A 25,817-nucleotide genomic window follows, 5' to 3' on the forward strand; every position below is an offset into this window, starting at 1 on the left:
GGTCAGACAGGAGACATTATGTCTATTGCTATTATAGGATCAGGAGCGTTAGGGCTGTACTACGGTGCCATGCTGCAACACGCTGGTGAAGAGGTTCATTTCCTGATGCGCCGCGATCTTGCTGCGGTCAAAAAAGGCGGGCTCTCCATCACCTCTGCCAACGGTGATTTTCATCTCGACAAGGTAAATGGGTACGCCTCTTCGACTGACATGCCCACCGTTGACACAGTAATCATTGGCCTCAAAACATTTGACAACCACGACATGGAACCATTGATTCGCCCCCTCTTACATGAAACAACAGCGATTCTGACTTTGCAAAATGGACTCGGCAACGAGGAGCAACTTGCCACACTATTTGGCGTGAAACGGATTTTAGGCGGTGTCGCATTTTTGTGTTCGAACCGTGGCGAGCCGGGAACTGTTCATCATTTAGGCCAGGGTAAAATTAGACTAGGGGAGTTTTCAGAGGGATTATCGTCACGAGCATGTGCACTGGAAGAACGGTTTAAACGCTCAGGAGTTCCGTGTGAAGCCGTGGCCGACCTAAAGAAGGCCCGCTGGGAAAAACTGGTGTGGAACATCCCCTTTAATGGATTGTGCGCACTAACACAATGCACCACCGACCAACTGCTCAACCATCCACCCAGCCGCGAGCTGATAAAAACACTGATGGACGAAGTCATTCTGGCGGCCAACGCTCAAGGTCTCAGCACCCCCATCGCCAATGACTTTGCAACACAACTCATTCACCTCACCGAGGGGATGGGCAACTACCAACCAAGTATGATGATCGATCGCCAGCAACTGCGTGCCCTCGAATTAGCATCGATCTACGCGACACCATTGCAGCATGCGGCCCAACAAGGGGTGTCAATGCCACAAACCACCATGCTGCACAGCCTACTCAGCCTCGGTGAGAAATAGACCTTGGCGGTAAAGCAATGGATTTACACTAACGGCAAACGGATCACGAATTGACTCCCCTGACCGGGGATACTTTCGACGCTAACATCGCCATGATGAATCTGAACAATATGTTTTACGATTGCGAGGCCAAGACCACTGCCGCCGGCCTTGCGGCTACGAGCCCTATCGACCCGGTAAAAGCGTTCAAAGAGTCGCGGTAAATGCTCGGCCTCAATACCGCAGCCTTGATCAATAACGCGAACCTCAGCCATCCCCGAACGCTCCCTGCAACTCACTAACACCGTCGAACCTTCAGCACTATATTTAATGGCATTATCAATTAAGTTTGTTAGCGCCTGTTCGAGCAACGCGCCGTTTAGGGCGACGGTTAGTGTACCGCACTTCGATGGTTCGATGGTGATCCCCATCTGAGTAGCGAGCATCGTGCAGTCGCTAATCGCCTCATCGACAATCGTGACAAGATTACTAGGCTCAAGCTCGAAGTGCTGCTTCTCCTCCCCCTGTTCGATCCGAGAAAGGCTCATCAAGTCTTCAATGATGATACTCAAACGCTCCACTTGACGCTCGATGATATGTAAAAAATCTTTAGAATTCTTGCGATCATCCAGCGCACCATCAAGCAACGTTTCAACAAACCCTTTGATGGCAGTAATAGGCGTTTTTAATTCATGTGAAACATTGGCGACAAAATCACGACGCATGGTTTCAAGACGACGAATACGGGTCAGGTCGTTAAAGACAACCAAAGCCCCAATACTCTCACCGTTGCCACCGCGCAACATGGTGCCATGAGCCTGAATACACATCTCAGCCTCACCTGAAAACAACACCATATCTTCTTCGATGGCCACTTCGCTACCCATGGTATTGGTGATAAAATCGAGTAACTCCGCTTTGCGCACCACCCGTTGAACACTTAAACCGACCACACCCTGAACATCAACATCGAGCAATCGCGCTGCGGCAGGATTAATCCGCAATACGTTTTGATTGGAGTCAATTGCAATCACCCCTTCCACCATACTGCACAGAACCGAATCCTGCTCATTACGCTGTTTATCAATCGTGGTAATGCGATCATTAAGTTGCACCGCCATCTCGTTCAGAGCTTGAGCTAAGGCGACAATTTCACTTGAACCACTCACCCGTAAGTGATGCTCAAAGTCCCCTTGTGCGTAGCGTTCAGCCTCTTGCTTAATCTGCTCAAGAGGGCGACTAATGCGCCGCGAAATCACAAGACTCAGTAACGCAACGAGAATGCTGACAATCATTCCGCCAGCCACAACACGCTCACGCAACACACCCATGCGCGCTTCGACAGCATCCACCGCCATTGCTGTTCGGACAACACCAACCACAGCTCCATCACTTAGTACCGGAACGGCTAAATACATCATCTCTTTTTGCAGAGTACGACTAAAACGGCTGGAGGTTCCCACTTGTCCACTTAGAGCCTCAACCACCTCAGGTCGCGCCGCATGGTTTTCCATCCGTGCGGGTTCTTCACGGGTATCACCAACAACCTGACCACTCGGCAGAAGAATGGTGATCCGCGTCGAGATTTTCACTCCTGCTTCGCGACACAGCTGATTGAGTTCATTCCATGACTGAGTCCGAATAGGATCCTGCACTTGAAATGCGATCAATTCAGCGCGAGCGCGTAACGAAGCAACACTATCCTGATGATGAAATTCTTTAAGAGCTGACGAGAAATACCACGACACTGCAATGATTGCGACAACCGTTACGAGGAAAAAAACAGGATAGATCTGCCATAAAAGGCGGCGGGAACGATTTTTTTGCATGGGAGTCAATCCTTGAAGCGGTAACCAACACCGCGCACTGTTTCGATGCAATGACCAGCGTTACCCAATTTGCGTCGTAAGCCAACAATTTGAACATCCACGGCACGGTCGGTCACCGAATAATCTTCACCACGAACGGCATTCACGATCTGATAACGGGTAAATACCCAGCCCGGACGGCTGGCAAGAAAATGGAGCACACGAAATTCGGTATAGGTGAGATCAACCGCACGCCCTTCAACCAACACCTCGTTTCGGCCCGGATGAATCACTAAGCCATGGCTTTCAATCACCGTTTCAGCATTGATCTCGTGTTCAGACTCATCGTCACAATAGCGCCGCAAAACAGCTGCCACGCGTGCCAACAACACCTTAGTGCTAAAAGGTTTGGTCACATAATCGGAGGCACCGATCTCAAGCCCAGCAACGATGTCAGACTCCTCCCCCTTAGCAGTTAACATGATGACAGGAATTTCACGCAAAGCAGCATCGTTCTTGAGCGTCTGACACACCTCAAGACCATTCATCCCCGGCAGCATTAAATCTAAAAGCACTAAGTCGGGTTGCGTTTCCTGAGCGACACGCACACCCTCTTCACCGCTGGTAGCCGTCACAACCTTATACCCTTCGCGACTGAGATTATAGTGCACCAGGGCAAGAATATCTTCTTCGTCCTCAACAATCAGTATTGTTTTATTCATCGAATATCCATCCTTTCAAGATACTTAAACGCCTCAAACGTTAGGAATTGATGAGAACGGGAGATTTTTTCTTTTATTTCACCGTTTTTACCACGGCACACATATCTTCATCGGCCAAGCCTTGCTGACAGGCGCGCTTAAACGCCTCATTCGCAGTGGCAACCGAGGGTAAAGGCACCTGTTTGTCATCGCCAATTTGAATCGCTAAACGGAGGTCTTTTTGTAAGTGCTTGAGGGGGAAATTGGCGCTGTAATTCTCCGCCAACATTGCGGCACCCTTGCCAGCGTACATCGGACAGGCCAACGCACCCTCGCTGAGGATATCGAGAAAGTCTTGCCCTTTGAGGTCGCACGAATCGACAAGGCTCATTGCTTCACCGAACGCCGACATCATGCTGCCCATCATCATGTTAACCGCTAGTTTCATGCTGGCTGCGGCACCGATTTCGCCGAGGAACACACTTTTCTTGGCCATCACCTCAAAGGCAGGTTGCACCTTCTGCCACAGAGCCTGATCACCCGCAGCCATAATGACCAACTGACCATCTTTAGCGGGTTGCAACGAGCCCGATACCGGAGCTTCAAGATACAGACCACCGCGCGCTTGCACCGAGATACCAATCTTCTCCGCTGTTTGCGGATCAACCGTCGACATATCGACATAGCACTTGCCTTGGCTAATCCCTTGAATCACACCATGAGGGGAAAAACATACCGACAATGCCGCTTGCGGGTCGGAAACCATACAAAAAGTGATATCTGCTGCGGCAACCACTTCGAGGGAGGTGCCCACTTGTTTCGCTCCAGCTTCAACGAGATTTTTACACTTACTGGCATCGCGATTAAAAACCGTGAGTTCATGTCCTGCATTGAGCAGATTTAACGCCATCGCGTTGCCCATTAATCCCGTACCAATAAAGCCATATTTTGCCATCACAAATACTCCTTTATAAACACCATATTATTTAAAACTGTTAGATATTCGCAAACGACCAATCCCATGAGCACTCAGGTCTTGAGTGCGGAAAGTCAAGTGCCAACGTTGAACGAAATCAAGACCTGAGTCCACATGGAACGTAAAACTCAAACGAAGCAACTCACAACAGAAGTCAGGCACTAATCCGTCAAGCCCAACTCCTGTTTTTCCAACCGCAACAATTGATCGCGTAACTCTGCCGCTTTTTCAAAGTTAAGTTCAGCCGCTGCGGCCAACATCTGCTTGCGAATCAGCTTGATCTCTTTACGCAACTGGGCTGGATTTTTCCAAGCCGCCAACTCTTCGGCAACCTTCAACAGTTCACCGCTATCACCCTTAAGGTCATCAAGAATAGTGCGCATCGATTTAGATATCGAACGTGGCGTAATGCCATGCTCTTCATTGTATGCTTGTTGATGTACCCGACGCCGTTCCGTTTCATCAATGCACGCTTTCATCGATTTCGTCACCCGGTCGGCATACATAATCACCCGTCCATTTAAATTCCGTGCCGCACGACCACAACTCTGAATCAAGGCGCGGGCGCTGCGCAAAAAGCCCTCTTTGTCGGCATCCAAAATGGCCACCAACGCCACCTCAGGGATATCCAACCCCTCACGCAACAAGTTGATGCCGATCAACACATCGAACTCCCCTAGGCGTAAATTGCGAATGATCTCCACCCGTTCAACGGTGTCAATATCGGAGTGCAGATAGCGCACCCGAATCCCCAACTCTTGCAAATAAGTAGTAAGGTCCTCCGCCATCCGCTTGGTCATGGTGGTCACCAAAACTCGCGCCTGGATCGCCACAGTGGCATGAATTTCGTGAACTAAATCATCCACCTGTTGCTGGGCGGGACGAACCTCGATCGGCGGATCTAGCAAGCCGGTTGGCCGAACAATTTGTTCTACCACCACGCCATGTGCTTTTTCGAGCTCGTAATCCGCAGGCGTTGCCGAAACATAGACCGTTTGGAGATCTTTACCCTCAAACTCTTCAAATTTAAGCGGTCGGTTGTCCAACGCTGAAGGCAGACGAAAACCATAACCAACCAAATTCTCCTTACGTGAGCGATCGCCACGATACATCGCCCCCACCTGCGAAACACTGACATGACTTTCGTCGATAAACAGTAAAGCATCATCGGGGAAATAATCGAATAGGGTTGCTGGGGCCTCGCCCACATCGCGGCCATCCATATAGCGCGAATAGTTTTCGATCCCCTGGCAATAGCCCATCTCCTCCATCACCTCAATATCAAACATGGTGCGCTGCTCAATCCGTTGCGCTTCCACCAATTGATTACGCTCACGAAAATAGGTGATCCGTTGCTGCAACTCATCCTGAATTTTTTTGATCGCATTTTTCAGCGTTTGCCGAGTCGCTACATAGTGACTGGCGGGGAAAATACTGGTTTTTGCCACTTTATCGATAACAATGCCACGTAGCGGATCAATTTCGCTAATGGCATCGATCTCATCACCAAAGAATTCGATCCGTAAGGCAAGATCTTCTTCATAGGCGGGAAAGATCTCAACACTATCGCCGCGCACGCGAAAGGTGCCACGGTGAAAATCAGTATCATTACGCTGATATTGGATATCAACCAACTTCTGCAACAGCGCATTGCGATCAAGCTCCATCCCGACCTCTAAGTCGACCAGCATACCAAAATAGGCTTCCGGTGAACCCAGGCCATAGATACACGATACCGAGGCAACAATAATCACATCGCGCCGCGTTAACAGGCTGCGCGTGGCACTATGCCGCAGTTTATCGATCTCTTCATTGATCGAGGAATCTTTGTCAATAAAGGTATCGGTACTGGAAACATAGGCTTCGGGTTGATAGTAATCGTAATAGGAGACAAAATACTCGACGGCATTATTGGGAAACAGCTCGCGAAACTCACCGTACAATTGCGCGGCGAGGGTTTTATTGTGAGCTAATATCAGGGCGGGTCGCTGAGTCTGTTCAATGACATTGGCCATGGTAAAAGTTTTACCGCTGCCCGTTACACCGAGCAACACCTGATGCCGGGCATCATCGTTAACCCCTTCAACCAGCTCGGCTATAGCCGTCGGTTGATCGCCGGCGGGTTCAAACTCTGATTTTAAAACGAACTTCGCCATTTGATTCTTTCTCAGTCACAGTGCACACCCCATGTGTGCAGTTAATCACCAGCTAAACACTGTCTAAACTACCATACTTCCCCTGTTGCCACCAATAGGGTTCAGTGTAGCGCCATAACAGAAAAGCCACTCAATCAATTACAATTAAGCGGCTTTCAATGGACAACAATGTCAAACAACCTTGGTTTAGCTCAAATACAACCACACCGCCGTAACGCACAGCAACGAACCGAAAATCAACCCCTGCGCTCTTTGCGAATCTTTTTTAGCGACCAATAAGGCCAGAGAACGACCACCTAGAATCCACAACATACTAGTGGCTAATGTGAGCGAGACGAGGGCAAAGGTTAACAAAAAAATCTGCCCGTACTCACCGGCAACAGGGGTATAGAATTGCGAGAACATGATTGTTGGTACCAATAAATATTTCACATTTAGAATCTCAACAATTACGCCATCCTTAAACGTCAGCGGTTTAAATGTCTCGGCCAAACTGTTCGACATTTTAAAAAACTTAAACCCAAGATAAAGTAAAAACAGGATACCAACCTGTTTAATCACAACGACGGACTGAGGATAGGTTGTCAGGAGAAAATCGAGACCAAAACCGACGGCCAACGTTTGAAAAACACTGGTTAAGTTTGTCGCCAACCAAAAGGGTACGGTTCCCCGAACACCAAACGAACTACCCGAGGCGGCATAGAGAATATTTGCAGGTCCTGGGCTAATAACGACGGGCAACAGTGTCACCAACCACAACACCACTATTTCACCATTCACATGTAACAACGGAAATACCTTTCAATGACAACACTAACACTACGTTCCAATTTAATCTTCAGAGTGCAGATCATAGAGGTTCAATGCGTTTTGGTAAAATACTTTTTGTGCTAACTCTTCGCCAACAGCGTCAATAACGCGAAAAAAATCGGCATCACTATAGGGTTGTGGCGCGCGTGTCGAAGGAAGATCAGTACCAAAAACAAGGGCATTTGGATTGATGTGAAAGATCTGCTGGAGCGCTGAAGTTACATCAAAATCAACACGACTAAAGCCTGTCGCTTTGACAAACACCCCTTGTTCAACCAGCTTGAGAAGAGCTGGCAGCCCTGCCCCAGATAAGCCAAGGTGATCGATACTGACACGAGGCAAGGATATGAGTATGGGGCGCAGATCAGGGAGATCGTTAGCATCGACATAAAGCTCGACATGCCACCCCACCACTTCATGCACTCGACTGGCAAAGTGTTTCAATGTTGCAACCCCCTGCGAACCACCACGTTTTAAATTAAAGCGTGCCGCCCGAACTCCGGCTTGATTTAAACGCAAAAGCTCATCATCGGTCACCGATTCTGGCAACTGGGTGACGCCGACAAAGTTTGGCCCCAATTGCTTTAACGCTGCAAGAAGATAGGTTTGATCAAAAGCCTGAAACGATCCGGACACAACCGCACCACCGATAATATTATAATGCTTAGTCTGCTCTCGATAGTCCGCGACGCTAAAATTTGGTGGTAGATATCCCTGATTTTCGACAACGGGAAAGTGATGATCAATAATGTGAAAATGACTATCGAACACTTTGAATTGATCAATTTTCGTCACAGTCCCTACCCTTCATTTCTTACAAAAAAAGGGAGCAGGAATACACCCACTCCCTTTCACTTGATTTTAATGCCCCGCCGTTTACATTAGGGGAACACAGTCAAACTCAACTCCCCATTCGTCACGCCAACCTCAACGCGGCTATCATCAACTATTTCACCAGCGATGATTGCGCGACCCATCTTCGTTTCAAGCTGGTGCTGTAAATAACGTTTCAGTGGCCGTGCGCCGTAATGGGGATCATAAGATCGATCACACACTAACTGCTTGGCTTCAGAGGTCAAGTTGATCTCGATACGGCGGTCACTGAGTCGTTGTTGCAACTCTTGCACCTGTAAATCGATAATCTGGGCGAGTTGATCGCGGCGTAGGGGATGAAACAGCACCGTATCATCAACGCGATTCAAAAATTCAGGGCGGAAATGATGGCGCAACTGACCAAGTACGGCATCGCGGGCTGTCTCACTAATCTCACCTTCACCCTCATCCTGAAGTAAAAATTCTGAGCCAATGTTAGAGGTCATAATAATCACTGTATTTTTAAAATCGACGGTGCGGCCATGGGAATCGGTGATACGTCCATCATCCATGATCTGCAACAATACATTGAAGATATCGGGGTGCGCTTTTTCTATCTCATCGAACAACACCACGGCGTAAGGGCGACGACGGACCGCCTCGGTGAGTTGGCCCCCTTCATCATATCCGACATATCCCGGTGGTGCGCCAACCAAACGACTGACACTATGTTTCTCCATGTATTCCGACATATCAATGCGGATCATATGCTCTTCACTATCAAACAGTGATGCCGCTAATGCTTTCGCTAACTCAGTTTTTCCCACCCCAGTGGGACCGAGGAAAATAAATGAACCCATTGGTCGCCCCGGGTCTTTAATCCCCGCACGGGCGCGGATCACCGCATCGCTGACTAACTGTACCGCCTCGTGTTGACCGATCACCCGCTGATGGAGATGCTCATCCAATTTAAGCAGTTTTTCCCGCTCCCCTTCGAGCATCCGTTCGACGGGGATTCCCGTCCACTTGGCGACAATGTCAGCTATCTCATCGGCACTAACACACTCATGGAGCAAGCGTTGCCCTTCGGGTCGTGCGGCTGCCGTGGCTTCCAATTGTTGCAGTTGTTGCTCCAGTTGCGGCAGGCGGCCATGACGAATTTCGGCTGCGGTATTGAGATCATAATCACGCTCGGCAGCCTCCAATTGATGACCCGCTTGTTCGATCTGTTCGCGTAACTGGTGCACCTCATTCAGGGCCGACTTTTCCACATCCCACTGCGCCTTAAAGGTATCGACAATATGCTTTTGTTCGGCCAGTTCAGCTTGGAGATTTTTCAACCGATCCTTGCTCGCGACATCGGATTCTTTCACCAGTGCCGCCTCCTCAATCTCTAACTGCATCACGCGGCGAGACGCACTATCCATCGCCGCTGGCATCGAATCGATCTCAGTGCGGATCATGGCGCAGGCTTCATCGACGAGGTCAATCGCCTTATCGGGCAAAAAACGCTCAGAGATATAACGTTGACTCAGGGTTGCCGCTGCAACCAGAGCCTGATCCTGAATCTGCACACCGTGATGAACTTCGAAGCGTTCTTTCAAACCACGCAGAATACTGATGCTATCCTCAACGGTAGGCTGCTGAACCAAGACAGGTTGGAAACGGCGCTCCAAGGCGGCGTCTTTTTCGAGATGATCACGATACTCGTTGAGAGTGGTCGCGCCAATGCAGTGCAGTTCACCTCGCGCTAACAGCGGTTTGAGCATATTGCCCGCATCCATCGACCCTTCGGTTTTCCCCGCGCCAACGATGGTGTGCAATTCATCAATAAACAACAGGATTTTCCCCTCACTACCACGGATCTCGTTGAGCACCGCCTTAAGACGCTCCTCAAACTCACCGCGATATTTTGCCCCAGCGATCAGGGCTCCCATATCGAGGGCAAAGATCGTTTTATCGCGCATGCCATCGGGGACATCTCCACGCACGATCCGCTGGGCTAGCCCTTCCACAATAGCTGTTTTACCAACACCGGGTTCACCAATGAGCACTGGGTTGTTTTTTGTTTTGCGCGATAGAATTCGGATAACACGGCGGATCTCTTCATCGCGACCAATGACAGGATCGAGTTTCCCTGCGCGCACCGCAGCAACAAGGTCTTGACCATATTTTTCCAACACCTCATAGGTGGATTCTGGGTCTTCACTGGTAACACGTTGGTGACCACGTACCGACTCGAGCGCCTGTAAAATTGATTTACCCGTCACATTGTTCGCAATCAGAATACGACCAACATCACTTTTTTTATCTTCTGTTACTAAAGCCAACAGCAGATGCTCAACGCTGATATATTCATCTTTCAGCCCTTCGGCTTGCCGCTGCGCCTGAGTTAAAATACGATCAAGTTGTTGCGACAGATAAACCTTCTGCTCGCCACCACTCACCTGCGCCTTTTTATCAATCAGGCCTTGCAGCTCGGCTCGTAGCGATGGCAGGGTAACACCCATTTTCTCCAGCAAACGCGGCACCAAGCCATCACCTTGCTCCAATAGGGCAATCAAAAGGTGTTCAGCGTCAACCTCAGTATGGCCTAGCTGTTTGGCTAACTGTTGCGCCTGCTGTAAGGCCTGTTGACTATTGCGTGTCATTTGATCTCGTTCCATCGTGAACTCCTTAAAAATTAAGTCATCATGATTTTAACATCATTTTCTTACGCGGATAATGACTCAATACACTTCAAAAGCTAGACCAACCAATAAAACCACTAAACTACAGACAGTTACAGTTTAACCAACTTTTTCCCATTGTCACTGCGACGTTACATATTTTATATCACTGCGACACCTGCAACGTCGCAGCACGATTGGGGCGGGGAAAAGGCTAAATATGTGGTACTAATAGCGCAGCTAATCTTCTTGTCCACCACCATTAAGTCCCGGATACTAGCCATTAAACCTTCACCGAGGAGAGACCATGCGACCTCTTATTCTTAGTTGCGTCACAATTCTCATCTTTTGCAACATCTGTTTCGCCAGCAATAGCACACCTTTTTTCGCTACCAGAACGGATCAAGCACCAACAATTGACGGTATGATTACGGAGACGATGTGGGCGGACCACGACGCAATCGTCGTTCACGATCAACACGCGAATATCGATATCACCCTCAAGGCCTGTTATGACGCTGATCGTATCTATCTGTTAGCAACCTACCCGGACACAACTGAGGATCGCCTGCATCGAGCGCTAATCTGGAATAACGAGACAGAAAGTTATTACGATGGACCAACCCGCGAAGATGTTTTGGTTTTAAAATGGAATATGTCAACCCACAACAACGACCTATCCTTAAACGCTGACCGCCCCTATCGCGCCGACATTTGGTTTTGGAAAGCTTCTCGTACCGACCATGCAGGCTATGCTGATGATAAAATTCAGTATTACACTACAACGCGTAATAAGCAGAGCCAACAAATCATTTCGGCATCTGGCAAAGTGTTTTACCTACGCCGTAATGCCGATACGGGAGAGAGCGCCTACATGCCAAGTCTTCAAACAGAGTATGTTGGCGACTGCGTTACAAAGTATCGCCAAACACAGACGTCGGGAAGTCGCGCAGATATTCGCGCAAAGGGGCAGTGGGAAAATGGCGTGTGGACCATTGAGTTTTCTCGCCTGCTCAATACTGGAAATCTTGACGATGTTCAAATGGATACAAGCAACAACTATCTCTTTGGTGTTAGTCGCTTTGAGATCGCTGGGCGAGATCAAGAACCTGAAAGCCAACAACCCCTATATGGCTGCGGTGACACTTCTGAGCTGTTATCGTTGACCTTTAAATAAAGCAAAATATACATGATTCCATATCACTGGGTAAAAAATATCGGTCTCAGCATATTGATTTTGATCCAACTGGCAATGATCTTTATTGCCCTTCATCAGATTAATATTGACCAAGAGAGCATTCAAACACTAAACAAACAGGTGCCAGCTCGCTTAGAGGTTCTTGCACACATGGAGAGAGCAAGCCATGAAGCTTATTCCCTCTTTGTTTATGATACCACCGATATCTTTGTTAACACTGGTAACCTGGAAAAAATCATCCACGGGCTACGACGTAACATTGCAAAAAACAACTTTCCACCACAAATCCAACCACACCTAAAGAACATTGAGATCCACAGCCAGATCATACTAACTGCTCTGCCTTTTTACCATCAAGCACGTCAGGAATTTAACTCCGACCTACAACTGCTTGAACAGCAGATTGAACAAGAGCTAGCGCAACTCTTTCAGGTTCAGATGATACTTTTCGACTTTACTTACGACAGCGACCCTGACGCCATCCAGAAAATTGGAACTCTAGAGCACATACTTCTAACAATTGATTCTACGTATCAACAGCTCAAAAGCACACCAACACATCAACCCAAAATTATCGTTTCACTACTCACTAATCTTGAATTAGAACTGAATCAATTTGAAGATCAAAGCACCTCGACCTGTGACAGTTCTGAATGCTGCACGCAAATGACTCAGCTTCGCAAATCCGTTAAGAAATTAAAAATCAACCTCCCTGGGATCTACAACTTGTGGGAGTACGATCCAAATTTATCTTACCTTGTCGATGAAATTGCCGAACTAAATAAAGCTTGGGATGGTGTTCAGAGTGCCCTTACCTATCTCGTTAAACTAGAGAAACAACGCCTTCAACTTGATGCTCAAGTTATTGCCACCACGGCACAAGTTGGAAAGATAAAATTTTCCACCCTGTCGGCGATAAGTATTTTATTGGCCATCATCTTCACCTTAGCCCTTAGCTCGCTTCTCCATAAAAGACTCGAGAAGATTGTTATTGGCCTACATGAATATATTCAGGGTAATTTTGCATACCGGATAAATAGTAAAACCAAAGATCAGATCGGTTTTTTGGCAGAGCGATTTAACAATATGGCTGATAACATCAGCGTGAATCAGCAGCAACTTCACCAAGCCCATGCAAAACTTGAACAGCGTGTTAGCGAACGCACGACTGAGCTACAACAAACGAATGATCAATTGTTGCTCATGGACCAAGTGTTTCACAATGCCTTAGAAGCTATTTTAGTTATGGATAGTGAAGGGAGAATCATCAAGGTCAACCCTGAGTTCGAACGCCTAACTGGCTTTTCGGGCACTGAAATCTATGGTCGTCAACCTAAACTACTGACAGCTGAGATGCTTAAAACGGGAAGTCGACACCGAAAATCTGCCGATTCAACATCTCTGTGGGAAGGGGAGCTCCCTTTAACCAGGATAGATGGGCAAGATATTCCCACATGGGCGACCATCTCAACCTTCGAAAGCCTTCGTGGTGAATCAAATGGCTTCATTTCCATTTTTCATGATCTCCGCAAGATTAAAGAACAAGAGAAACTGATGCGCCACCAAGCGCTACACGATTCCTTGACGGGCTTACCGAACCGGATGTTGATGGCTGATCGACTTAAAATTGCCATAAACCAGGCCCAGCGCCACGACCATAAAGTGGGCGTTCTCTTCCTAGATCTCGATAATTTCAAAAATGTAAACGACAGCCTTGGTCACGCCTTTGGCGACAAACTATTAATCGCTGTAGCTCAATTACTTCTTGATACATTCAGAGATGAAGATTCAGTCTGTCGGCTAGGTGGTGATGAATTTATTATTATTCTAAGCAATATCGACTCATTAAACACCATTTATCCAATGGCAAATCGCTTACTTTCACTCTTAAACGAACCGCTCTGCCTTGAAGAACACGAGATTCGTACCACGGCAAGTATTGGTGTCGCCATTTATCCAGATAACGGGAAGACCACCAATGAGTTACTGAAAAATGCTGACATTGCCATGTATGCAGCGAAAGATCTGGGCAAAAACACCCTGAGCACCTTCTCGGCATCTATGGATGAAGAGATTAAGCGCCGCATCTCCCTTGAAGAGGATATTCGCAAGGGTTTGCAACACGATGAATTTCTCGTCTACTATCAACCGCAATTGAATATTGATGGTAGTCGCCTCCTTGGTGCGGAAGCCTTAGTTCGGTGGAATAATCCCAAAAAAGGATTCGTTCCCCCTAATGAATTTATCCCATTGTGCGAAGAGACAGGTCTCATTTTAAAATTGGGTGAGCAGGTTTTACGACAGGCGTTTAACTACGCCTATCGCTTTTGTCAGCAAGCCGGTCACGAAGACTGTCGTTTTTCGGTCAACGTTTCTCCGCGACAGTTTTCAGACCTAAAACTGCTCGACATTATCAATTCAGCTCTGGATGAAAGTGGAGTGGATCCACTAAACATCGAAATTGAGATTACTGAATCATCGATGATGCAGGACCTAACTCGAACGCGCTACGTTCTTGATGAACTGAAAAAGATGGGAATCCGGATCGCTCTCGATGATTTTGGTACGGGTTATTCTTCTCTGACCCAATTGAAGAATTTCCAAGTTCAAACTCTAAAAATTGATCGAAGTTTTATAAAAGATATTCCTACCGATAAAGAGGATATGCGTCTGGTGGAAACCATTATTGCCATGGCAACGCATATGGGAATTGAACTGGTCGCCGAAGGGGTAGAAACCACCGAACAACAACATTTTCTCGCTAAATTAAACTGCCAAAGCTTGCAAGGCTTTCTCTACAGCCCTCCTGTTCCACAACAGGACCTTGAGATTTTCGCACAACAGCTGCACCTTAAACAGCCACGGATATCTGAGTCAAAAAGCCAACGCACTTAATTTCTATTGCCGTACGCAACACCTATGGTTCTTAAACAGCATGATGATACCCATCAAACAAAAAGATCCACGCTGTTAATGAAATTTCAGTTTCTAGAACTGAAGATCACCTCTGGACATATCAAGACGCGATAAATGACGATAGAGTGTCGCACGGTGAACACCAAGAGCACGTGCTGCGGCACTATGGTTGCCATCACATGCCGTAGGCTTGATGAATACGCTCTGCTGTTAAAGGTTGCGTTGGCTGTTTCGCTTCTGGCCGATAGGGCAAAATCAACGTTGATTCTGGCGTGGGTTAGTTATCAGCCACCGGTGATTGAATAAACACCTGCCGTTCGCGAATCCATTAGGCAAAAGCACGAGCACCAATCACCTCAGAGTAGTTTTCAACAAACACCCGCTCAATCTCATTACGCAACTCGCTCACATTTCCTGGACACAAATAGGCTTGCAACAAAGACATGGCTTCAGGGGTTAAGCGTTCTACGTGTCGCTGGTAGCGATCACTGAGTTGCTGCATGAAATCGGCAACAAGCAATGGCGCTGCAATTGAGAGTGATATAGGGTTGTGATGAACGGGGACTTTCAGCGTGAATAGCTCGGGTTACCAACTCCTTCCCCGTTCCTGTTTCACCAGCTCGCACCACAGCAGTATGAAATTCACGCATCACACCGCCTATGTCTAAACGTAAATAAACGTTATGCAGTGGCGAGGACTGCCCCTTAACTTCATTTGCTAAATCATAAAATTGTCGTGGAAGAGATTGTAACGAGGAGCGCCAGATCTACGCAATCGAGACCACCCACCAACCCTTCAGCAGTTTGCTGAAGTTCGAGATCTGGCGTGCGCATCGGAAGCATTGACGACGTTGTATCACTCATATCAGCCTATGCTGAGTGGGTTATAGTCCTGCAAAAACTGAATGAAAGCTGTTGCTGTCATGGGCCGAGCCATAAGAAAGCCCTGAACTTCATCGCACTGGTGAGCTTTCATAAATTCGAGTTGCGCCACGGTCTCAACCCCTTCAGCGACCACATGTAACCGTAACCCGTGCGCCAGAGCAATAATCGCCTCAACAATGGTTGCGTCGTCTGAATCGACACTCAAATCCTTAACAAAGGAGCGGTCAATCTTCAATCGATTGAGGGGGAAGTGCTTCAAATAGCTCAACGATGAGTAACCCGTGCCAAAGTCATCAATAGACAAACTAACACCTAAATCTTGTAATTGATTGAGGATAACTCGTGCCATCTCTGGCTTATCCATCAATAAACCTTCGGTTAACTCTAATTCGAGCAAATAGGGAGGAAAACCACTGACTTGAAGCGCTGAGGCGACAATATTTGGCAGATCAGAACGAAATTGACGAGCTGATAAATTAACGGCCACCCGAAGATCTCCATGACCCGCTTCGCGCCATTTTTGTCCTTGTTGGCAAGCATGGTCAAGAACCCACTTACCTATCTCAAGGATCAGATCAGTCTCTTCAGCCAACGGAATAAAGACGGCTGGTGAGATCTGACCTTTTTCTTTGTGATTCCAACGCAACAAGGCTTCGATACCAATAATATCTCCCTGTTTAAGACTGATTTGCGGCTGGTAATATACCTCTAATTCACCACGCTCAATGGCTCGATGCAAATCTGAATCAAGAAACAGGCGTTCAAAGGCGCGAGTGTTCATATCTGGTGAATAAAACTGATAAAGATTACGCCCCGCTTCCTTGGCTTGATACTGGGCAGTATCAGCGTTTTTAAGCAACAGATCGACTTCATCGGCATCCATCGGATACATGGCGATACCAAGGCTACCCGTACACACAAGGTCATGGTCGTCGATTGCCACTGGTTCACACAATAAGTCCAACACTTTACCCGCCGCTGCTGCGATATCATTTTGCGTTTTAATGTTACTTAAGACGATGACAAATTCATCTCCGCCCATTCGCGCAACGCTATCACCTTGACGCAAATGCGTATTTAATCGCTCAGCAATCTTTATAAGCATTTGATCACCGCAACCAACACCGAGTGAATCATTAATCTTTTTAAATTGGTCTAGATCTAGCGCCAACACACCAACCAGACCACGAGTGCGATCTGCTTGTGCCATCGCCTGCTGAAGGCGGTCCTTAATCAACACTCGATTGGGTAATCCAGTTAACGTGTCATAGTACGCAAGACGCTCAATCTCTTTTTGTGCTTTTTTGCTGTCGGTTATGTCATTAATAATTGCTGCAAATTGCCCCTTTTCAGGTCGAGACAACGACACATGAAAAATCTTACCTAACTGATTTAATCGCAGTTCATATTCTTGAGGAATTCCAGTATCCACCACGGATTCAATAATTTGTAAGTTAGTGATCACTCCGTCCTCATACCATGAAGACGCTCTCACTCCAATCAACTCATCAATATTCTCATCAACCATTTTCGCACAGGCCTGATTAAGATCTACAATCACGTAATCGGTTGCAAAACCCGCAGCAGAATTGACCAATTCACCAATCAACATCCCCTCCTTCATCGATGAATAAAGGGAACGATAACGGTTTTCACTCTCAGACAATGCTTTTTCAGCCAATTTACGCGCTTGAATATCGATAAAACTCTCAAGGATAAAAGATTTACCCGAGAGTTCAATCATGGTGGCTGTTTTCAGAATCGGAATTCGTTCTTTTGAGGAATTAAGAAGAGTGCGATCTGAGTTATCAATCACTTGATTCAAATCGGTAATTGGACATTGGCCGTTGGCCGAGGGACACACATAGCGATGACAAACGGAACCAATTATTTTTTCTGGCGGGTCACCAATAATGGTTGCAGCCATATGGTTGACATCAACAATCCGATGCGTTTCGGGATCAATAATCATCACCCCTGCCATCATCGTATTGAGGATTGCCGTTAACCGTGTTTCAGCTTCAATAAGTGATTCTTCAGTCTTTTTTCGCTCGGTGATGTCACTGAACACCAATACATAAAACCACGGGTGATCATTTGAATCACGTACAGGAGAAGCAATAAGGTGGTAACAGTAATCACGAAAACAAGTTTCTAATTCAACAGGGGGTGAGCTTGAAACAAACTCGGCAGGAGAAGTGGTCAGTTGGGTAATAAAAGCATCGTCAAGAAGTTCTGCACAGTCTGGGATGGCATCCCTTAATGGCAGACCAACACACGTTTCACGGTTCATCGCAAAGCGTTCAATGGACTGAGAGTTGCATGAATGAAGATTTAACTCTTGATCAAGAACGATAATTGCAGCACCCGTTGCATCAAATATCGCTCGAAGTTCATCACGCGCAACAATGAGTTCATCATTAGTTTGGTGTAAATGATCTAGCACCTGAGAAAAGCTGTCACCAACAATGCCGATAGGATCAAGAGAGAGTAATGTCTCATCGTCAAGTTCTTCCTGACGCAGTGGCAACGTCCCCATGATTTTGAGCAGTTGATCAACTTTCGCTCGCACATAGGTTGCGGTTTTCTCATTTTCCAATTTAAGGCGTACGTTTTCCTGCTGAAGACGTTCTAACTCGTTCTTCAACCAGTCACTTGGAGCAGGAATATCAGATTTTGCTGTCACCATCATCCATCGCCATTATTTATAAATTCGGAGCACGTAAAAGCCATCTTGTTTCAATATTTCAACCTGATAGCCCATGTTTTCAACTGCATCAGGGATCGTTCGTGTCGCATCGCGGGCATCAGTCTTAATGATCAACTGGTGGGTCCCTTGCTGCAATTTCTCGCGATGTGCATTGACTTCACGAAGCGCCGTTAGCAAAGTAGAAGGGCAAAGCTGTCCACAATTATCAAACTCGATTGTTTCCATCTTAGAATCCTCACTTCATTCGCGACAACAGCACTTTACTGCCTAGCCACGTACCTGCAAGCAACCCAAAAACAAAGAACAATGAATTCCACGCAAGCAGTGGAACCCCGCCAAAAACATGCCACACATTACACCCTGGTGCCATTCGTGCACCAAAACCAACAAGTCCACCACCAACAACGACCAAAATATATTGTTCCACTGGAACTCGAAACCTTAAGCGAAACTCACCGATCTTAAGTGCTGAAAAGAATGCTCCTAGCACTATGCCAATAATCACAGACAGTTGCAAGGCCGCAATTGCATCTAAACGCGGCCCAGCTCCGCCACTAATCATTTCTGTACTAAACATTGGAACATAGCTTAACACAACTTTGTTAAAATAGGCAGTTGTCGCCACATGAGCAGGAAAAAACATCTGCTCAAACCAAGAACCTATTTTCACATAACAGGTGGTAATACCAACAGGCATTCCTGTAAAAAAACACGCTGCCAGGACAACAAAAGAGAAAACAACAGCAGCTTTCCAAGGTTGAATAAATCCCTCAGTTCGTTCTTTTAACTGCAATTTCCCACTTTGATACCACCGCCACAATAATGGCAACAGCAACAGAAAACTTGGCCAGACCAGCCAACCACTCGCAAGGGACAACGACTGTGGTAACGTTGATTGTTGGCTCACTTGCAAATCCAGCTTCACGTGCCCCCACAACGGTGCAACTTCAACAAATACTAACGCGCCAAAGATCATCGCTACAACAGTACAAAGGCCTAAAACACTGCCCGCTCCTGTTTTATACAAACAACCAACCACGCAACTTCCAGACAACACCATACCAATACCGAAGATGAAACCACCTACCACACTACTCAGGTTTGCAGGCCCCATCAACAATGACGGATAATATGATAAGACTCCAAAAGCATGTGCGATCTCTAACAACACCATGCTCAAAACAATTTGCAACACGAGAAATCGAACCATTACCGTGCTTCGAAACATAAACAGATCACGCAGCATACCAACCATACAATAATCTGCACGGAACATGACATGCCCCATAATCAATCCTGCGAGCACTCCGAATATAGTAACGATCAGATAACCATCATTCATCAGCACCACTATCTTTCATTGATGCGGTATGAATCAAGGATTTTAAAGCCCTCAACCTCTGGAACGAGTTCGGGAGCGCCGACCCAATGGATCCGCTCTAATTGACGACGTCCCATCTTCAACAGAACGGGTTGCCGTTCGGCCTCGCCAAGTTCATCAAACCCCTGAATTCCGGTCACCCCGTCAAAATGTTCTAACGACAACAAAGCCTGTTGCAACATAGCGGAAGTGGTTAATCCAGGTTGACCAAGTTGCGTTATTATTATTTTTGCACAATCATAGGCTTGCGCTTCAAGGATCGAAGGCGTTTCAGAGAAGCGACTCTTGTACTGCTCAACAAAGTTCACAACTTGTGTCTCTTCACTTTGAGCATTAAATCCATCTGTAAAAATTGCACCGCGGGTATAACGTCCAGCTTGCTGCATAAGGCTCGGTGAATTCCAGCCGTTGATGCCAATTAGTTGCACATTCTCGATGCCATAATAAGCAAGTTGCGGTGCGATAAGGGCGATGCTTTCAGCATAAGCAGGGATAAATAATGCTTCGAAATCAACCGTTGGCAACCAATCAGGCTGGTCCTCAACCTTATCCTGTACACCATCTGTTGCCTCAACAACAGCTTTATCGTGGTCTACTTGTGGCGCATCGGGGTCTTCCCCTTTCATTAACAACAATTTACGGCGAAAGTCAGTCGCCTGTTCGGCAAATGTCATCCGGTACATAATCTGGCCACCACGGTTCTCAATAGCTACAGCAAACTGCTGGGAAAATTCCTGCCCAGCACGTGAATCTGGAGCCAAAATGGCATAGGTATTTAAACCTAATTCTTCAATAGCGTAATCGGCGAGTAGGTCGACCTGTTGTTGAGTGGTCAGAGAGTTGCGAAAGATATACTCCCCTTGTTCCGGTAACCCTTGACGATGCGAAAGCGTCAACAACGGTACTTTTGCTGCCTCAGCAATAGCGATCGATTCCTGAGCGGCATCTCCCATCAATGGTCCAATAACAGCCATAACGCGATCACCATTCACCAACTCGTTAACCGCTTGGGCAGCCTGTTGAGCATCGGCCTGACTATCGCGATAAATAAAGCGAACCGACTGTGTCATCGATTCAGAAATTGCTAACTCTATCCCTTGTCGAACCAGCTCTCCAAACGGTGCGTAACGGCCACTCAACGGCAACACCACACCAACGGCCCGTTGTTGCCATGGGTGACGATAGACCTGATCCAAGACGTTAGCGGCACCAATCTTGGCCGACAATATCTGAGCACATGAAATAAGTGGTTCTGCAATTTGACGCGCAAGTGCTTCATCCCCCTGATCGAGGGCCTTTTGAGCGTTAAAGAGTGAAAAAACATCATTGATTTCAGTTTCGGCAAACATGAAACCAACTTCAGCAACTTCAGCTTCATCAAGTTGTTTTAAAATCTGTTGAGATTGATCGAAAAGTTGGGTTTGATCGGATTGTGCGGCCTGCTGTAGTGCCGTACGCAATATAACGAGAGCTTGCAGCGGTTGCTGGCGAAAGAGCAAATCTTCTATTTTCAACTGGTAGTAACGTGTCTGTTCTTCACCCGAAAACTGATCGGCAGTAAGGGTCGCAAGCGAATCTGCAGCCAATTCCATTTGCTGCTCTTTTTGTAAAGCAATAACAATCAATAACGACGACTCTGCCGTACGCTGATCAACGTCAATGCGTTGCAGATAAAAAAGAGCATCGCTATTGCGTTGTTGATCAAGAAGAATACGGCCAATAAGAGTATAGGCCTCGGGTAAGTTTGGACTCTCCGGACTCTCAATGATATAGCGGCGCAATGTTGACAGCGCGGCTTCAGTCTCTCCCGCTGCATAATATGTTTTAGCTGGCTGCAAAGAATACCTAGCTTGTGGCGTTGACATAAGCTCCACAGCTATACTCATTTCAGGCACACCAACAGCGCACAATACCAACAGAATAAACGGGATAAACCTAGACATAATGACTCTTTCATCAACAGCAAGCATGGTATAAGACGAAACGAAAACAGCTACATGTCCATTGAGGACATATAGCTGTTTACTTTAACACATGAATTGATCAATTAATGAGTCAATTAAATATTGGCACCATGAAATTAATCAAACATCTCTTTAACTTTTTCGAAAAAACCCTTGCTGATAGGGTTGACGGACTCGCCACCCTCTTTAGCAAACTCCTCCAACAACTCTTTTTGCCGAGCCGTCAATTGAGTCGGAGTTTCAACTCGAATCACCACCAGTTGATCACCACGGCGATGCCCTTGCAGATCTGGAATTCCTTTTCCTGAAAGCTTCATCACTTTACCCGACTGGGTTCCTGCAGAAACTTTCATCTTCACACGGCCTTCAAGAGTTGGCACTTCAATTTCACAACCAAGAGTAGCCTGAGTGAATGAGATCGGCGTATCACAGATAACATTGCGTCCTTCACGGCTGAAGATCGAATGATCTTCAACGGTAATCACCACGTACAGATCACCAGCAGGACCACCATGGGTACCACTTTCACCTTCGCCGGTTAATTTCAAGCGGATTCCCGTTTCAACACCTGCGGGAACCTTTAAAGCTAGATTACGCTTCTCTTTCACTCGCCCGGTGCCACGGCAATCAGGACATGGATCACTGATTTGACTACCACTGCCACCACAATCAGGGCAAGGGCGTGTCATCTGGAAAAACCCCTGTTGATAGCGAACTTGACCCGCACCTCGACATGTGGAACAGGTTTCTGGGCTAGTGCCCTCTTTGGCACCACTACCACCACAGGCTTCACAGCTATGATGACGTGGAAGCTTAACCGTTGTTTCAGTACCGAACGCAGCTTCTTCAAAGGAGATAGTCAGGTTGTAACGCAGATCGTCACCGCGTTGACCGCGACTACGACGTGAGCCACCACCGCCACCATTGAAGATGTCGCCAAAAATATCACCGAAGATATCTTCGAAAGGACTACCGCCAAAACCACCTGAAGAGTATCCACCGCCAGCACTACCATCAACGCCAGCATGGCCGTATTGATCGTAAGTTGCCCGTTTTTGACCATCAGAGAGAACCGCATAGGCCTCAGATAACACCTTAAACTGCTCTTCAGCTTTTTTATCACCAGGATTTTTATCGGGGTGATGCTTAACAGCTAACTGACGATAGGCTTTTTTAATTTCAGCGTCGCTGGCATTACGATTAACACCAAGCACTTCATAATAATCACGTTTTGACAAAATTTAGATCCTCTGTAGCGAGTCGGGCCTTGCGTATTGTTAACAACGAACGGAGCCCACTACAGGCCCCGTCCGTCAATCCACTCTATTTACACTTACTTCTTTTCGTCGTCCACTTCTTCGAACTCAGCGTCAACAACATCATCGTCGGCAGCAGGCTCTTCTGTTGCGCCAGCCTCTTCACCAGCAGCACCCGCATCGGCTTGAGCTTCAGCATACATGGCCTCAGCTAATTTGTGAGAAGCTTGTGATAGAACCTCAACGGCCTTGTTGATCGCCTCGACATCATCACCTTCCATCACTTTTTTCAACTCTTCAAGAGCCGACTCGATCGCCGCCTTGGTCTCATCATCAACCTTATCAGCATTGTCCTTGAGTGATTTCTCGGTGCTGTAAACCAAGCTATCCGCTTGATTTTTCGCTTCAATCAGCTCACGCTTTTTCTTATCATCGTCAGCGTGAAGCTCAGCATCCTTAACCATCTTCTCAATCTCTTCATCACTTAGGCCTGAAGAGGATGTGATTTTGATTGTTTGCTCTTTGCCTGTGCCCATATCTTTGGCCGACACGCTAATAATACCATTCGCATCAAGGTCAAAAGTAACTTCAACTTGAGGCACACCGCGTGGTGCTGGTGGAATATCGGTCAATTCAAAACGACCAATGGTTTTGTTATCAGCCGCCATCTCGCGCTCGCCCTGAAGAGCATGAACTGATACCGCAGGTTGATTATCCGCTGCGGTAGAGAAGATTTGACTCTTCTTGCAAGGGATGGTGGTGTTTTTGTCGATCAATTTGGTTAGAACGCCACCAAGTGTTTCGATACCGAGGGAAAGAGGCGTTACGTCAAGAAGCAGAACATCCTTCACGTCACCTTTAAGAACGCCACCTTGAATAGCAGCGCCGATTGAAACAACCTCATCAGGGTTAACACCTTTGTTTGGTGCCTTGCCAAAAATCGCTTCAACCTTTGCATGTACTGCTGGCATACGGATCATACCACCGACCAAAATAACTTCGTCGATATCGGAAGCGTTAAGGCCCGCATCCTTAAGAGCTGTACGGCATGGTGCTTCGAGACGTGCAAGAAGATCGCCACAAATGCTCTCGAGCTTTGCACGGCTCAACTTTAGGTTCATGTGCTTAGGACCACTTTGATCCGCAGTGATAAATGGCAGGTTGATGTCGGTTTCCATTGAGGAAGACAACTCACACTTGGCTTTTTCAGCTGCTTCTTTCAAACGCTGTAGCGCCATTTTGTCGCCACGAAGATCGATCCCTTGCTCTTTATTAAACTCATCGGCAATGTAATCAATAATGCGTTGGTCAAAGTCTTCACCACCAAGGAACGTATCACCGTTGGTTGACTTAACTTCGAAAACACCATCGCCCAACTCAAGGATTGATACGTCAAAAGTACCGCCACCAAGGTCAAATACTGCGATCGTCTCATCGCCGTCTTTATCCATACCGTAAGCCAGTGCCGCGGCAGTAGGCTCGTTGATGATACGCAACACTTCAAGACCAGCGATCTTGCCCGCATCTTTAGTGGCTTGACGTTGAGAATCGTTAAAGTATGCAGGAACGGTAATTACCGCCTCAGTCACTTCTTCACCAAGATAATCAATAGCCGCTTGCTTCATCTTTTGCAGTACCATTGCTGAGATTTCAGGCGCACTGTATTGCTTGCCACGCGATTCAACCCACGCATCTCCGTTATCGGCCTTCATAATATTAAATGGGCTAATTGCAATATCTTTTTGCACTGCTTCTGAGTCGAACTTACGGCCGATCAAACGCTTGATGGCAAACAGTGTGTTCTCTGGGTTGGTAACCGCTTGACGCTTGGCCTGCGTGCCAACTAAGCGCTCACCGTTTTCAGCAAAAGCGATCATTGAAGGGGTGGTGCGTGAACCTTCAGCATTGGCGATAACAGTTGGCTCTCCGCCCTCCATGACCGATACACATGAATTTGTTGTTCCTAAATCAATACCTATGACTTTACCCATGACAATTTCTCCTTATCAGGTTGGTTAATTGTAGTACGTTACGTTTCTATTTTATTCAGCTACCGCAGGGGCTTTAGACACCATTACCAGTGCCGGGCGCAACAAGCGTCCGTTTAACATATAGCCACCTTGCATCACTTCAACAACGGTATTGGCATCACAATCATCGCGCTCTATTTGGCCCATCGCTTCATGACAAGCAGGGTCGAAAGGAGTTCCTTTAGCGTCAACAACTGAGACATTAAATTTACTCAAAACACTCTGGAATTGGCTAAGAGTCATCTCGACCCCTTCAACCAATGTGGATGCATCACCTTCAGTTTCCTTAGCGTGACTCACAGCGCGCTCTAAATTATCAATAACGGGAAGTATTTCACGCAGAATTGACTCATTCGCAAACTTAGCCAGCTCCTCTTTTTCACGTTGCATCCGGCGACGAAAATTCTCGTTTTCGGCGCGGTTGCGCAGATAAAGGTCCTTTTGCTTCTCCACCTCTTCTTGACACGTTGCTAATTCAGCTTGCAATGCCTCTTCAGGTGAAAGCACTTCAACTTGGGTTTCTTCAACAACGACATCACCCTCTACCGTTGCCTCTGTTTTCACTTCTTCATTCACTTCAGGAATTTTTGTTTCTGTCACGATCACCAATCTCCTCGTTTGCCTTTTTCAGGCATATC

21 protein-coding genes are annotated in these 25,817 nt (G+C 47.0%); 3 read left to right on the forward strand and 18 right to left on the reverse strand.

The window, feature by feature from the left end; translation table 11 throughout:
* Window positions 1-18: 18 nt before the first annotated feature.
* Entirely contained in the window at window positions 19-927 is a 909-nt protein-coding gene (locus ACZ5KY_RS02460) for a putative 2-dehydropantoate 2-reductase (protein WP_464242323.1), read from the forward strand.
* 23 nt (window positions 928-950) lie between these two features.
* Here the strand turns inward: ACZ5KY_RS02460 and ACZ5KY_RS02465 are convergent, their stop codons facing one another.
* The 7 genes from ACZ5KY_RS02465 to clpB form a co-directional block, all read right to left on the reverse strand.
* Complete coding sequence (locus tag ACZ5KY_RS02465) at window positions 951-2,735, reverse strand: HAMP domain-containing sensor histidine kinase (protein WP_464242324.1); 1,785 nt, start codon at window positions 2,733-2,735, stop codon at window positions 951-953.
* 5 nt (window positions 2,736-2,740) lie between these two features.
* Window positions 2,741-3,436, reverse strand: coding sequence for a response regulator (locus ACZ5KY_RS02470; RefSeq protein ID WP_464242325.1), 696 nt, complete (start codon window positions 3,434-3,436; stop codon window positions 2,741-2,743).
* Between the two features lie 73 nt (window positions 3,437-3,509).
* A complete protein-coding gene (locus tag ACZ5KY_RS02475; protein WP_464242326.1) occupies window positions 3,510-4,370 on the reverse strand; it encodes an NAD(P)-dependent oxidoreductase in 861 nt (286 codons plus the stop codon).
* A gap of 182 nt (window positions 4,371-4,552) precedes the next feature.
* Window positions 4,553-6,547 (reverse strand): excinuclease ABC subunit UvrB, encoded by a 1,995-nt coding sequence (uvrB, locus tag ACZ5KY_RS02480; RefSeq protein WP_464242327.1) that lies wholly within the window; start codon window positions 6,545-6,547, stop codon window positions 4,553-4,555.
* Window positions 6,548-6,733: 186 nt separating this feature from the next.
* The gene (locus ACZ5KY_RS02485; RefSeq protein WP_464244613.1) at window positions 6,734-7,297 is read right to left on the reverse strand and encodes a LysE family translocator; all 564 of its coding nucleotides are present in this window, start codon (window positions 7,295-7,297) and stop codon (window positions 6,734-6,736) included.
* An 81-nt stretch (window positions 7,298-7,378) separates the two neighbouring features.
* Complete coding sequence (locus ACZ5KY_RS02490) at window positions 7,379-8,152, reverse strand: amidohydrolase family protein (RefSeq protein ID WP_464242328.1); 774 nt, start codon at window positions 8,150-8,152, stop codon at window positions 7,379-7,381.
* A gap of 86 nt (window positions 8,153-8,238) precedes the next feature.
* Window positions 8,239-10,836, reverse strand: a complete 2,598-nt coding sequence (gene clpB, locus ACZ5KY_RS02495; RefSeq protein WP_464242329.1) for an ATP-dependent chaperone ClpB — start codon at window positions 10,834-10,836, stop codon at window positions 8,239-8,241.
* Between the two features lie 310 nt (window positions 10,837-11,146).
* Between clpB and ACZ5KY_RS02500 the strand changes: the two genes are divergently transcribed.
* Window positions 11,147-12,016 (forward strand): ethylbenzene dehydrogenase-related protein, encoded by an 870-nt coding sequence (locus ACZ5KY_RS02500; protein ID WP_464242330.1) that lies wholly within the window; start codon window positions 11,147-11,149, stop codon window positions 12,014-12,016.
* Window positions 12,017-12,028: 12 nt separating this feature from the next.
* Window positions 12,029-14,932, forward strand: coding sequence for a putative bifunctional diguanylate cyclase/phosphodiesterase (locus ACZ5KY_RS02505; protein ID WP_464242331.1), 2,904 nt, complete (start codon window positions 12,029-12,031; stop codon window positions 14,930-14,932).
* A gap of 93 nt (window positions 14,933-15,025) precedes the next feature.
* Here the strand turns inward: ACZ5KY_RS02505 and ACZ5KY_RS02510 are convergent, their stop codons facing one another.
* The 11 genes from ACZ5KY_RS02510 to grpE all read right to left on the reverse strand — a co-directional run bounded on the left by ACZ5KY_RS02510 (window position 15,026) and on the right by grpE (window position 25,779).
* Window positions 15,026-15,148 (reverse strand): helix-turn-helix domain-containing protein, encoded by a 123-nt coding sequence (locus ACZ5KY_RS02510; RefSeq protein ID WP_464244614.1) that lies wholly within the window; start codon window positions 15,146-15,148, stop codon window positions 15,026-15,028.
* 133 nt (window positions 15,149-15,281) lie between these two features.
* A complete protein-coding gene (locus ACZ5KY_RS02515; RefSeq protein WP_464242332.1) occupies window positions 15,282-15,455 on the reverse strand; it encodes an AAA-type ATPase lid domain-containing protein in 174 nt (57 codons plus the stop codon).
* Entirely contained in the window at window positions 15,439-15,603 is a 165-nt protein-coding gene (locus ACZ5KY_RS02520; RefSeq protein ID WP_464242333.1) for a sigma 54-interacting transcriptional regulator, read from the reverse strand. Before ACZ5KY_RS02520 ends, ACZ5KY_RS02515 begins: the two co-directional genes overlap by 17 nt.
* A 73-nt stretch (window positions 15,604-15,676) precedes the next feature.
* The gene (locus ACZ5KY_RS02525; protein WP_464242334.1) at window positions 15,677-15,817 is read right to left on the reverse strand and encodes a hypothetical protein; all 141 of its coding nucleotides are present in this window, start codon (window positions 15,815-15,817) and stop codon (window positions 15,677-15,679) included.
* Window position 15,818: 1 nt separating this feature from the next.
* Window positions 15,819-18,527: a sensor domain-containing protein gene (locus ACZ5KY_RS02530; RefSeq protein ID WP_464242335.1), complete on the reverse strand. Its 2,709-nt coding sequence runs from the start codon at window positions 18,525-18,527 to the stop codon at window positions 15,819-15,821.
* 12 nt (window positions 18,528-18,539) lie between these two features.
* The gene (locus ACZ5KY_RS02535; protein WP_464242336.1) at window positions 18,540-18,773 is read right to left on the reverse strand and encodes a sulfurtransferase TusA family protein; all 234 of its coding nucleotides are present in this window, start codon (window positions 18,771-18,773) and stop codon (window positions 18,540-18,542) included.
* Between the two features lie 10 nt (window positions 18,774-18,783).
* Window positions 18,784-19,890 carry a YeeE/YedE thiosulfate transporter family protein gene (locus tag ACZ5KY_RS02540; RefSeq protein WP_464242337.1) on the reverse strand — a complete coding sequence of 369 codons (1,107 nt, stop codon included), beginning with the start codon at window positions 19,888-19,890 and terminating at the stop codon, window positions 18,784-18,786.
* 8 nt (window positions 19,891-19,898) lie between these two features.
* Window positions 19,899-21,872 (reverse strand): ABC transporter substrate-binding protein, encoded by a 1,974-nt coding sequence (locus tag ACZ5KY_RS02545; RefSeq protein ID WP_464242338.1) that lies wholly within the window; start codon window positions 21,870-21,872, stop codon window positions 19,899-19,901.
* A 137-nt stretch (window positions 21,873-22,009) separates the two neighbouring features.
* Window positions 22,010-23,131 (reverse strand): molecular chaperone DnaJ, encoded by a 1,122-nt coding sequence (gene dnaJ / locus ACZ5KY_RS02550; RefSeq protein WP_464242339.1) that lies wholly within the window; start codon window positions 23,129-23,131, stop codon window positions 22,010-22,012.
* A gap of 95 nt (window positions 23,132-23,226) precedes the next feature.
* Window positions 23,227-25,140 (reverse strand): molecular chaperone DnaK, encoded by a 1,914-nt coding sequence (dnaK, locus tag ACZ5KY_RS02555; RefSeq protein WP_464242340.1) that lies wholly within the window; start codon window positions 25,138-25,140, stop codon window positions 23,227-23,229.
* Between the two features lie 51 nt (window positions 25,141-25,191).
* A complete protein-coding gene (gene grpE / locus ACZ5KY_RS02560) occupies window positions 25,192-25,779 on the reverse strand; it encodes a nucleotide exchange factor GrpE (protein ID WP_464242341.1) in 588 nt (195 codons plus the stop codon).
* Window positions 25,780-25,817 lie beyond the last annotated feature (38 nt).

The sequence above is a fragment of the Desulfuromonas svalbardensis genome (genome assembly GCF_055389415.1).

What these genes read in the sequence shown, in the direction of transcription:
- ACZ5KY_RS02540 (WP_464242337.1), bottom strand. Translation starts at nt 19,890, where the DNA reads ATGAATGATGGTTATCTGATCGTTACTATATTCGGAGTGCTCGCAGGA.
- ACZ5KY_RS02460 (WP_464242323.1), top strand. Translation starts at nt 19, where the DNA reads ATGTCTATTGCTATTATAGGATCAGGAGCGTTAGGGCTGTACTACGGT.
- ACZ5KY_RS02530 (WP_464242335.1), bottom strand. Translation starts at nt 18,527, where the DNA reads ATGGTGACAGCAAAATCTGATATTCCTGCTCCAAGTGACTGGTTGAAG.
- ACZ5KY_RS02515 (WP_464242332.1), bottom strand. Translation starts at nt 15,455, where the DNA reads ATGCAGCAACTCAGTGATCGCTACCAGCGACACGTAGAACGCTTAACC.
- ACZ5KY_RS02500 (WP_464242330.1), top strand. Translation starts at nt 11,147, where the DNA reads ATGCGACCTCTTATTCTTAGTTGCGTCACAATTCTCATCTTTTGCAAC.
- ACZ5KY_RS02520 (WP_464242333.1), bottom strand. Translation starts at nt 15,603, where the DNA reads ATGCGTGAATTTCATACTGCTGTGGTGCGAGCTGGTGAAACAGGAACG.
- ACZ5KY_RS02535 (WP_464242336.1), bottom strand. Translation starts at nt 18,773, where the DNA reads ATGGAAACAATCGAGTTTGATAATTGTGGACAGCTTTGCCCTTCTACT.
- ACZ5KY_RS02525 (WP_464242334.1), bottom strand. Translation starts at nt 15,817, where the DNA reads ATGAGTGATACAACGTCGTCAATGCTTCCGATGCGCACGCCAGATCTC.
- uvrB (WP_464242327.1), bottom strand. Translation starts at nt 6,547, where the DNA reads ATGGCGAAGTTCGTTTTAAAATCAGAGTTTGAACCCGCCGGCGATCAA.
- ACZ5KY_RS02465 (WP_464242324.1), bottom strand. Translation starts at nt 2,735, where the DNA reads ATGCAAAAAAATCGTTCCCGCCGCCTTTTATGGCAGATCTATCCTGTT.
- ACZ5KY_RS02505 (WP_464242331.1), top strand. Translation starts at nt 12,029, where the DNA reads ATGATTCCATATCACTGGGTAAAAAATATCGGTCTCAGCATATTGATT.
- clpB (WP_464242329.1), bottom strand. Translation starts at nt 10,836, where the DNA reads ATGGAACGAGATCAAATGACACGCAATAGTCAACAGGCCTTACAGCAG.
- ACZ5KY_RS02475 (WP_464242326.1), bottom strand. Translation starts at nt 4,370, where the DNA reads ATGGCAAAATATGGCTTTATTGGTACGGGATTAATGGGCAACGCGATG.
- dnaK (WP_464242340.1), bottom strand. Translation starts at nt 25,140, where the DNA reads ATGGGTAAAGTCATAGGTATTGATTTAGGAACAACAAATTCATGTGTA.
- ACZ5KY_RS02470 (WP_464242325.1), bottom strand. Translation starts at nt 3,436, where the DNA reads ATGAATAAAACAATACTGATTGTTGAGGACGAAGAAGATATTCTTGCC.
- ACZ5KY_RS02545 (WP_464242338.1), bottom strand. Translation starts at nt 21,872, where the DNA reads ATGTCTAGGTTTATCCCGTTTATTCTGTTGGTATTGTGCGCTGTTGGT.